General features: G+C 66.7%; 5 protein-coding genes. 4 read left to right on the top strand and 1 reads right to left on the bottom strand.

What is annotated here, in order from left to right; translation table 11 throughout:
- Positions 1 to 66 precede the first annotated feature (66 nt).
- Entirely contained in the window at positions 67 to 1,251 is a 1,185-nt protein-coding gene (locus tag KF715_06155; protein ID MBX3736249.1) for a DNA-binding transcriptional regulator, read from the bottom strand.
- Between the two features lie 155 nt (positions 1,252 to 1,406).
- Between KF715_06155 and KF715_06150 the strand changes: the two genes are divergently transcribed.
- The 4 genes from KF715_06150 (at position 1,407) to KF715_06135 (ending at position 10,470) form a co-directional block, all read left to right on the top strand.
- Positions 1,407 to 3,797: a TonB-dependent receptor gene (locus tag KF715_06150; GenBank protein MBX3736248.1), complete on the top strand. Its 2,391-nt coding sequence runs from the start codon at positions 1,407 to 1,409 to the stop codon at positions 3,795 to 3,797.
- Positions 3,798 to 3,845: 48 nt separating this feature from the next.
- On the top strand, positions 3,846 to 5,345 hold the full coding sequence (locus KF715_06145) for a sulfatase (GenBank protein MBX3736247.1): 1,500 nt from the start codon (positions 3,846 to 3,848) through the stop codon (positions 5,343 to 5,345).
- A 49-nt stretch (positions 5,346 to 5,394) separates the two neighbouring features.
- Positions 5,395 to 6,891 carry a sulfatase gene (locus tag KF715_06140; protein MBX3736246.1) on the top strand — a complete coding sequence of 499 codons (1,497 nt, stop codon included), beginning with the start codon at positions 5,395 to 5,397 and terminating at the stop codon, positions 6,889 to 6,891.
- A 168-nt stretch (positions 6,892 to 7,059) separates the two neighbouring features.
- Positions 7,060 to 10,470, top strand: coding sequence for a hypothetical protein (locus KF715_06135; GenBank protein ID MBX3736245.1), 3,411 nt, complete (start codon positions 7,060 to 7,062; stop codon positions 10,468 to 10,470).
- Positions 10,471 to 10,505: the final 35 nt, after the last annotated feature.

Here is a 10,505-nt window from a genome sequence, read left to right as displayed (position 1 = left end):
CGAGTTTAGGCGGCCGCGGCGGTGGCGGCCATGAGCTTGAGCGGCAGGAATCTGATACTCTTTTTGCTAGGCCGGGGGAGCGTCTTGCTTCCAGCTTCGCGCCTTTTCCCGATAGCGGCGCGGGGTCTCGCCGGTGATGCGCTTGAAGAGCACGCACAGGTATTCCGGATATTCGATGCTCGTCGCCTCCGCGATCTCGGCGATCGAGGCGTCGGTTTCGGCAAGCAGCTCCTTCGCGCGCTGCACCTGAGCGTAGCGGATTTCGGCCTGCGGCGAGCGGCGAAGGTAGTTGCGGAACTTCCGTTCGAGCACGCTGCGGGAGACGTGCACCTCGCGCACCACCTCGTCGACGGTGAGGCCGCGACACGCATGCTCGCGGATGTAGTGGAGGGCGCGCGCGACTTTCGGGTCGCCGATGGCCAGCACGTCGGTCGAACGGCGGGCGACGACCTTCAACGGCTCGACGAGCTCGCCGGCTTCCTTTTCCACCGCGCCCTTCATGGCCGCGTGCAGCAACTCCGCGGCGCGGTAGCCGATGCGGGTGGCGTTCACCGCCACGCTGGAGAGAGAGGGATGGCAAAGCTCGCAGCGCGACGACTCGTTGTTCGCACCGAGCACGGCCACTTCCTCGGGCACCACGATGCCGGCCTGCTGGCAGGCGTTGATGACCTGGATGGCGCGCAGATCGTTGCACGCCATGACGGCGACGGGGCGGGGCAGGCGCCGCAGCCAGTCCACGATCACGGCCTCCTGCGCGCTGTTCCAGTCGGGCGCCTGCTTGCCCGGATAGTCGGTCTCGAGCACGTCGCACTGCTGGCCGCCGAGCTGCACCGCCTCGACGAAGCCGGCGCGCCGCTCCTGCGACCACGAAGTGTTGGCGAAGCCGCAGAAACCGAAGTGCGCGTAGCCTTTCTCGAGCAGATGCTCGGCGCCGACGTGGCCGATCGCGACGTTGTCGGGGCGCACCTTCGGCACGCCGGGAAACACCTCGGGATTGTCGCGCAGATCGACGAGTGGGATGCGCCGGCGTCGGCACTGCTGCGCGATGGCCGCGCTCGTCGGCCCGCAGATCACGCCGTCCCATTCCTGTCGGAACAACCAGTCCGGTTCCTGCACGCTCACCGCCTGGTCGTCGACGAAGGCGAGCCAAGGTCCGCGTCGCTGCTCGAATTGCGCGATCCCGCGGAGGATCGCCTGGTTCTCCTCGAAGCGCGTGCGGATGACGACGGCGACACGTTTGGCGGGGCTCATGGCGGCAGCAAAGAATATCAGGTGATGGCTAGCAAGACGTCGCGCGCCGCCGCCGGTTTCCTGCGAAACCGCCGCTTGCGACACGCGCGGCATTCACAGAATTTCGCCGAAAGAACTCATTCAATCCGACCGCGTCGAAACGCTAAGCTCCGGCGATGTCACCCCAAGCCCCTCACCCCCGACTGGCGTTGCGCCCGCACCTGACGCGCCACGCGACCCCGTTTCTCCTGCTTTGCGCGGCGTGCTCTCTCGTCGCGCAAACGACTGCGCCGGGCAAACCCGGCGAGGAAGTCGTGCAGCTCTCCGTCTTCGAGGTTTCCGCCACGACCTCGTCGAGCTACCACACGGCCCAGACGCTCAGCGGCAGCCGCACCGTGGAAGAAGTGCGCGACCTGCCGCTCTCGATCCAGGTCGTCAACTCGCAGCAGCTCGCGGATTTCAACGTCACCGATTTCCGCAACCTCGGCCCGCTGCTCGTCGGCGCGGAGAGCACCGAGCAGACGAACAGCGACCGCGCGGTCAACCTCCGCGGCTTCCAAAGCGACACGCAGCTCACGAACTTCTTCATCCGTTACCTGCCGAGCGACACCTACAACGCCGACCGCGTCGAGGTGATCCGCGGCGCGAATTCGCTCATCTACGGCGAGGCGGACCCCGGCGGTCTGCTCAACGTCGTGACCGTGCGCGCCCGGTTCGACAACCGCAGCGCCACGGCGTCGTATCGCATCGGCTCCGACGATCTCAACCGCGCGACCTTCGACGTGAACGCCGGCAACCAGCGCTTCGCCCTGCGCGCGCTCGGCCTCTACCAGAGCAAGGGGAGCTGGGAACACTGGACCGGCGATCTGCGCCGCAACATCTTTCTCACCGGCGGACTGCGCCTGTTCGACAGCCGCGTGACCGTGCGCGGCGACATCGAATACGGCGAGCAGCGCGTGCACGGCCCGAGCACCGTGCCGACCTTCAACTTCACCTCCGCCGACCAGGCCAAGGCGATCCCGGCGAGCCTGCTCGCCTATCTCACCGACAGCCTCTACGCGCGCGTGCCCGCCAACGGCACGTTGAAGAGCCTCCTCGGTTATCCCGTCCCGGAATCGATCGTGCCGATCGGCACGAAGTTCGAGGGCCCCGACGACCTCAGCCGCCGCCGCTACCGCAATGTGTTCGGCGAAATCCAATTCGTGCCGACGCAGAACTGGCAGCTCCTGCTCACCGCCAACTACCAGCAGATGGATTTTCTCAACGACGTCGCGCGCAACACCGGCACCGTGCGCTACGCGGTGAACACCGGCGCGTTCACCGTCAACCGCAGCTGGGGCCGCCGCACGATCGACGAAGGCGCGCGCGGCGTGCGCCTGTTCTCCTCCTACGAACTCGATCTCGGCTGGACGCACCAGCGCATCATCACCGCGGCCGACTACAACCGCCACGACGTCGACTCGATCAACGACGAGCTCTACACGATCGCGACGAACGCGACCGTGACCGAGGTCTTCACCGTCACCCCTGGCTCGCCCGACAACGACCGGCTCGCCGTCGCCGTGTATCCGAGCGGCCTCGCCGGCACCGGCTACCGCCCGCTCACCAACAACGGCAACAACCTCAACCGCGTCGACGCCTACGCCGGCCTCTTCGCCGCGTCCGGTTCCTACCTCGACGGCCGCCTGCGCACGCTCCTCGGCGCCCGCTACGACAAGTTCGACAACGAGCAGCACGACCCGATCTTCGCCGGCAACACGCGCACCTTCGGCGCTGCGCGCACCACGAGCGACAGCCGCGTCAGCCCGACGCTCGGCGCGCTCGCGCACGTCACGAAACACATCTCGCTCTTCACGACCTATTCGGAATCGCTCAAGAACACGAACGGCTTCCGTTTCGACGAGAACAACCAGGTGCTGCCGCCGCAAACGGGCAAGGGCACCGAGGGTGGCGTGAAGTTCGATCTCTGGGACGCGCGGGTGAACGCCCAACTCTCCGCGTTCGACATCGAGAAGACGAACATCGCAGAGAACAAGACGATCACCACGAACGACCCCGTCACCGGCCTGCCGGTCTCGCGCGTCGTCAGCGTGCCCGGACAGACCGGCCGCTCGAAGGGCTACGAGGCGCAGGTCGACGTCGATCCGACGCCGCACTGGACCGTCTCGGGCGGCTTCGCCTACACCGACGCGAAGATCACCGCCTCCGCCAGCGATCCGTCGAGTGTCGGTCGCCGCTTCCAGGGTGGAAAGAAATACGCGTTCAACCTGCTCACGCGCTACGCCTTCGCGGACGGCCCGTTCAAGGGATTCAACGTCGGCGGCGCACTGAGGTATCGCAGCCAGCCGTTCTTCGCGAACGTCAACGGCGTGAACGTCTATCTCGACGAGAGCACGGTTGCGGATGTGTTCATCGGCTACCGCCGCAAACTCGGCAAAGGCCTCACTTGGCGCTCGCAGTTGAGCATCGGCAACGTCCTCGACGTGCAGGACCGCTACACCAACGGCGGCTCCGTGCGCTACACCGAGCCGCGCAGCGTTCAGTGGACGAACACCCTGTCGTTTTGACGTAACCCTCCCAGCGCGCCCCGCGTCGCTGGGAAGACTTCCGCTTTCATGAAAAAGTCCCCTCGCATTCTCGCTCCGGCCCTGGCGATTCTGACCGCGACGGCGGCGCTCGCCGCTCCGCCGAAGCGCCCGAACGTCCTGTTCATCGTTTCCGACGACATGCGGCCCGAACTCGGCTGCTACGGCGCGAACTACATGCACACGCCGAACATCGACCGGCTGGCGAAGACCGGCACGCTGTTCGAGCGCCCCTACGTGCAACAGGCGGTCTGTGCGGCGACGCGGGCCAGCTTCCTCACCGGTTGCCGGCCCGACACCACGGGCGTCGACTACCCCTACACGAAGTATTTCGTCGACACCTTCCTGAAGGAAAAGCCGTCGCTCATGCGCGCGTTCATGGAGCAGGGCTATCATGTGCGCACGTTCGGCAAGGTGCACCACGGCCTCATCGAGCCGCTCTCCGAGCCGCACTTCAAACCGAGCGCCGGCTACTACGTGATGTCCGAGACGATCAAGCGCACCGGCGGCAAAAAGGGCGACGCCGCGAAAGGCCGCGCGCCCGTCTCCGAGTTCGGCGACAAGCCCGACGATGCCTATCAGGACGGCCAGATCGCCGACGCCGCGGTCGAGACCATCGGTCGCGTGGCGAAGCTCGACGAGCCCTTCTTCCTCGCGGTCGGCTTCCAGAAGCCGCATCTGCCGTGGGTCGCGCCGCAGAAATACGCCAACCTCTACGACCTCGACACGGTGCCGCTCTCGCCCAATCCGCAGGCGAACGCCGGCGTGCCGGAATACGCGACCTCGCACCACGCGATCACGAAGTTCGCGGGCTATCCGAGCGACGACGTCACGGTGGCGCAGCAGCGCGAGTTGCGGCGCGACTATTTCGCCTGCGTGAGCTTCGTCGACGCGCAGGTCGGGCGCGTGCTCGAGGCGCTGGAAAAATCCGGCGCGGCGGAGAACACCATCGTCGTCTTCATCGGCGATCACGGCTGGCATCTCCAGGACCACGGCATGTGGGGCAAGACGACGAACTACGAACGCTCGACCTGGTCGCCGCTGATCGTGCGCGCGCCGGGATTCGCGGCGGGCCAGCGCACGAACGCGCTGGTGGAATACGTCGACATCTATCCTTCGCTGCTCGATCTCTGCGGCCTCTCTGTGCCGGACTACCTCGAGGGCACGAGCTTCAAGCCGCTGCTCGCGAAGCCTGACACTCCGTGGAAGGCGGCGGCGTTCAGCCAATTCCCCCGCCGCAACACGGTCGAAGGCTACGCCATCCGCACCGACCGCTATCGCTACGTCGAATGGCGGAGCAAGCAGGAGGGCAGCGTCACCGCCTGCGAGCTCTACGATCATCAGGAAGACCCGAACGAGACCATCAACCTCGCCGACCAGCCGGGCCACACCGTGTTGCTCGCCGAGTTGGCGCGCCAGTTGCACGCCGGTTGGAAAGCGGCGTTGCCGGCCGGGATCGTCAACCGCTCGGCCAATCCGCCGGCGCCGCCGAGCCCCAAGCTGCGCGATTCGGAAAACGAACCCGACTAAACCGACGATGCACCCGCGCTCGAATCCGCTCCGAATTTTTGCGACTGCGATGCTGGCCGGTGCGTGGAGCGCCGCCAGCGCCGCCGCGCCGGCGCGGCCCAACGTGCTGTTCATCGCGGTCGACGACCTGCGCCCCGAACTCGGCTGCTACGGCAGTCCGTTCATCAAGACGCCGAACATCGATCGCTTCGCGCGCACGGCCGAGGTCTTCGAGCGGCACTACACGCAGTTCGCCGTTTGCATCCCCTCGCGTGTCGCGCTGCTCACCAGTCTGAGCCCGGAGCGCACGCACCAAACCTACGGCCCGCCCGTGTGGGAAAAGGTGCCGGGTGCGCAGCCGTGGGGCCGCACCTTCAAGGCCGCGGGCTACACCACCGTGTCGCTCGGGAAAATCTGGCACGTCGAAGGCGGCACGCTCAGCGACACGTTCGACGTCTTGCAGAAATCCGATCGCGGTCGCGGCTACGGCGACCCGGCGAACGACGCGAAATTGAAGGCGTGGCAGCAAGCGAAGCGCGCCCGCGGCGGCAATCGTGGCGACGACTACGATCTGCCCGGCGGCGCGCCGATCGCGGAGGGCGTCGACCAGCCCGACAACGCCTACATCGATGGCGCGCTCGCCGACGACGCCATCGCGCAGCTCGCACGCCTCAAGTCCGGCGACCAGCCGTTCATGCTCGCGGTGGGCTTCCACAAACCGCACATCCCGTTCGTCGCACCGAAGCGCTACTGGGATCTCTACGATGAGGCTGCGCTGCCGCTCGCCGCGAATCCGCGCGCGCCGCGCGATGTGCCGGCGATCGCGTGGAGCAAAAATCCGAATTTCCACAATTACGACTACGACGGGCACGCGCCGCTGCCGAAAGGCGACTGGGACGCGCAGCAGATGCCGGAGGCGACGGCGCGCTGGGTTCGCCACGGCTATTTCGCGTGCGTGAGCTTCGTCGACGCGCAGATCGGCCGGGTGCTCGACGCGCTCGAACGCGAAGGCCTCGCGGAAAACACCATCGTGGTGCTGTGGGGCGATCACGGTTTTCACCTAGGCGACCTGAATCTCTGGGGAAAGCAGACGAACTTCGAGGAGGCTGCGCATTCGCCGCTCATCGTGCGCGCTCCCGGCGTCACGCGCGCCGGCGCCCGCTCGTCCGCGCTGGTCGAGACGGTCGACGTCCTGCCGACGCTCGCGGAGCTCTGCGGCATCGCGCCGCTTCCCGTCACAGACGGCACGAGCTTTGCCCCGGTGCTGCGCGAGCCCGGTCGCCCGTGGAAGGACGCCGTTTTCCATGTCTTCGACCGCAGGTGGACGTTCGGGGACGAGGCGCGCAAGGAGCTCGTGATCGGCCACGCCGTGCGCACGGCGGATTGCCGGCTCATCGAGTGGCGGCGCGGCTGGAGCCTCGCCGGCGAACGTGTCGCGGTGGAGCTCTACGACTACGCCGTCGATCCGCTCGAAACGCGGAACTTCGCGGACGACGCCGCGCATGCGGCGGTGCGCGCGCAGCTCGAAGCCAAACTTCGCACCGGTCCCGCGCGACTGAATCCCTGATCGACGATCGCAGGCCCGCGCGGTTTTGTCGCGCGGGCCACCGGTGCCGCGATGGAGATTCTCAGAATGGCGCGGCGCGTTTCCAGTGAGCGCGCCTCGCGGAGATGTTAGCGTGCAGTCCACCCCTTGCTCGCGTGCCCGTGTCGGGCGCACAGGAAAAATCTCCCCATGCAATCTGTCTTCTCCGCGTTTTGTTTCGCGCGCCGCCTCGGTGCGGTCGCGCTCGCCGGCTGGACCGGCCTTGTCTCCGTTCTCGCGTTTTCCTCCTCCGATCAGGCGCCGTGGGTTCCGATCGGCATGGGCGGCAACGGCTACATCGACGATCTCGACATCATGGCCGCGCCGGGCGGCGCGCGCGGGCGCTATTTCGTGGCGACCGGAGTGGATTCCGGCGGGGTGTGGGTGAGCTTCGACGAGGCGCAGAGCTTCGTGCCGCTCGGTGGCCCGACCTTCGCCGGCACGGCGGGTGAAGGCAAAGCGAACGGCAACGTGGTGAAGTTCGTTGCGGCCGACACGAGCGGCCGCACGGTGCTGGTCGGCACCGACAGCAAGGAGGTGTTTCGCTCCTATGTTTCCTCGACCACGGGCGAACTCCTGCTCGCGCCCGTCACGCCGCCGAGCGGTGGATTTTCCCAGTCGATCAGCGTTTTCCAAACGGCGCCGTCCGATACGCAAGTGATGTATGCCGGCGGCGGCAACCGCCGCGTCTACTACAAGGGCAAGATCGGCATCTCCGAGTCGCTGCCCGCGATGTGGAAAAGCGCGGATGCGGGCCAGTCGTGGACCGAAATGGCGGCGCTCCCGATCCCCGGCGGCGTCTATGGCAGCGTGTGCAACCTCGCGGTGCACCCGACCGACTCGTCCATCGTCCTCGCGGCCACGGATCAGGGACTCTACAAATTCGCCAGCGGTTCGTGGACGCGACTCGGCGCGCCCGGAACCAACCAGCTGCCGCATCGCGCGGTTTTCGGCGTGTGCTTCGATCCGGCCTCGACCACCGGTCAGATCATCTACGTCACGATGATGCCCTACGACGACATGGAGACATTCCTGCTGACCGATGCGATCCCGCCGGGCGAGACCAGCAATCGCGGCGGCATCTACAAGTCGACCGACGGCGGCGCCACCTGGTCGCAGCTGAACGTGGGCTTCACGCCGCCGGCGGGGAGCTTCTCCGACACCGGTTTCTTCTACAACGTGCAAGTGAGCGCCGGCGCATCGTCGCGCGTCTACGCGACCTACGCGGCGAAAACTGCGGCGGCGCGCGGTGTCCTGCGCAGCACAAATTCCGGCACGTCGTGGACGCTCGTCAGCGAGTCCGACCCGAACGTCACGCTCGACTATCAGGGCGTGTTCCGGCCGGCCATTCTGGGAGTCTGGGCCGAGCCCTCCAGCAACGACCACGTGTTCGTCACCGGCGATGTCGCGAGCAACTACAAGAGCCCGGACTCGGCCGTCTCGTTCCGGTCGTTCACCTCCAGCGTGAGCGGTGGTGCTTATCGCGGCTGGGGCCTCGAGGGCGGGCGCGGCAAATACCTCAGCCTCGCGGCGGGCGATCCGACGAAGATGTTCTGCGCCGACACCGACCGCGGTTTCTGGACGAGCGCCGACGGCGGGACGAGTTGGACGTTGCGCTTCAATCCCGACAACGCGACGCAAGGCAAGGGCCGCTTCGTCCTGCCCGATCCGGACAACGCGAGCATCGTCTACGCGGCGTCGGCCTACCGCACGATCGACTTCGGCGTGCCCCCGCGCGATGTGCCGCACTTCTTCAAAAGCACCGACGGCGGCGCGACGTTCTCGAACACGGCGCCTGGCGTGCTGACTGGCGTGACGGAAAACAACATCTGGGACATCGCGCTCGATCCGACCGTGCTCGCATCCGGCTCCGTCGACGGCCAGCGCGTCATCTACCTCTCCGCGGGCAGCAAGGCGCAGTATCGCGTCGAGGCGGTCCTGAACACCACGGCGAAGACCTACGACGTTTACCTCGACGGCAAGCTCCTCACCTCGACCCCGTTCGCCTTCGAAAACAGCGCCGCGAGCGCGATCTCGAAGGTGGAGTTTCAGATTCCCAGCGGCACGGCGGCGACGAAGTTCTTCGCCGACAACGTCGGCTTCTATGCGTCGTATTATGACCAGACTGCGCCCGCGAGCCTGAGCACCTTCGAGAGCGACACGACCGGCAGCGCGCCCTCCGGTTGGGCGATCAGCGGCGCCGGCAGCGCGGTGGTGGCCGAGATCCCGCACACAAGCCCGAAGGTCTTGGAATTGGCCACCGCGACGTCGACGCAGAGCGTCACGGCCGGCATGACCCTGGGCACTGCACTCTCGGGCGACATGGTGTTGGTGCGGTTTGACGTGATCCTTGACGACAGCACGACGACGAAGCGCGCGGTGATCTACGGTGGCGGCACCAACAAGGCGGCCTCGATCGTTTTCGTGAACGACGGCCTGAAGGCCGCCAACGGCTCGGGTTCGTTGCCGAAGATCGCCAGTGTCGAGAACCGTTACGTGCACCGCGGGATCTACCGGAGCATCGATGGCGGCGCGACGTGGAGCGACCTTTCGAACGGTCTGCCCGGCGGCTCGCATCTCTCGCACATCCGCGTCGACCCGAACACCGCCACGACCCTCTATTGCAGCGACGAGCGCACCAACGGCGGTCTCTACCGCAAGGTCGGCTCCGCGGCGTGGACAAAGCTGTTTCCGACCGGCACGAGCTCGTTCGCGAAGATCGGGGCGATCGCGGCGGTCAGCCGCAGCGGCGTCACGCACCTCTACGCCGGCGTTAACGGCGGCACTAGCGCGGGCCTTTGGAAGAGCACCGATGGCGGCAGCACCTGGACGCAGCAGCTGAATCCCGCGACCAACACCACGCTGTTTCCCGACGGGTTGCCGGCCGACCTCACGTTCTCGCACATCGAGACCGGCACGGGCGACGAAGTGGTCGTCGCCAGCTCCTACGGCGTCCTGCGCACTACGAACGCCGGCACGAGCTGGGCTTGGTTCAACGAGAGCATCCCGAACGCCTCGACGGAGTTTGTGCGGACCGCGACCGTCGATGGCGTGAAACGCCACTACGTCGCCATGCGCACAGAGGGCTTCGGCGTCCGCTACAAGATGCCTCTGGATGTCGCGTTCAAGCGGAAGTCTGGCAGCGCCTGGGTGAACGACTGGCGCCACATCCCGACGCTCGCGCGCGTCGGCACGCAGGCCTACATCGATGCCGCCTACCGCATCGATTCGTTGCCGAGTGCCGGTGCGGTGTGGCTTTTCACGACGTCGATGGACGATCGCTCCGACACGAGTTCGTCGCTCCTGAAGCTTCAGCCCGCGGCGAGTTGCCAAGTCTACGTGGCCGTGCCGACCGGGGCCACGCCCGGCTGGCTCTCGACGCAGGGATTCGTGAAGCAGACGACAACGATCTCGATCACCGAACGCGGATCGACCACGGCGACGACGCTGGACGTCTGGAAGGCGACGGTGACCAGCGGCAGCGTGACGCTGGGCGGCCTGAAGAACGGCGCGAATACGATCGCGCCGGTAAACTACCTCGTGTTTCTCGAGCCGAACTAAGAAACACCCGAATCGTCGCCCAAATACGGCGCCAC

The sequence above is a fragment of the Candidatus Didemnitutus sp. genome (genome assembly GCA_019634575.1).
GTDB lineage: Bacteria > Verrucomicrobiota > Verrucomicrobiia > Opitutales > Opitutaceae > Didemnitutus.
Note: the sequence above shows the minus strand (reverse complement) of the source record. Positions and strands in the feature narration are given on the sequence as shown.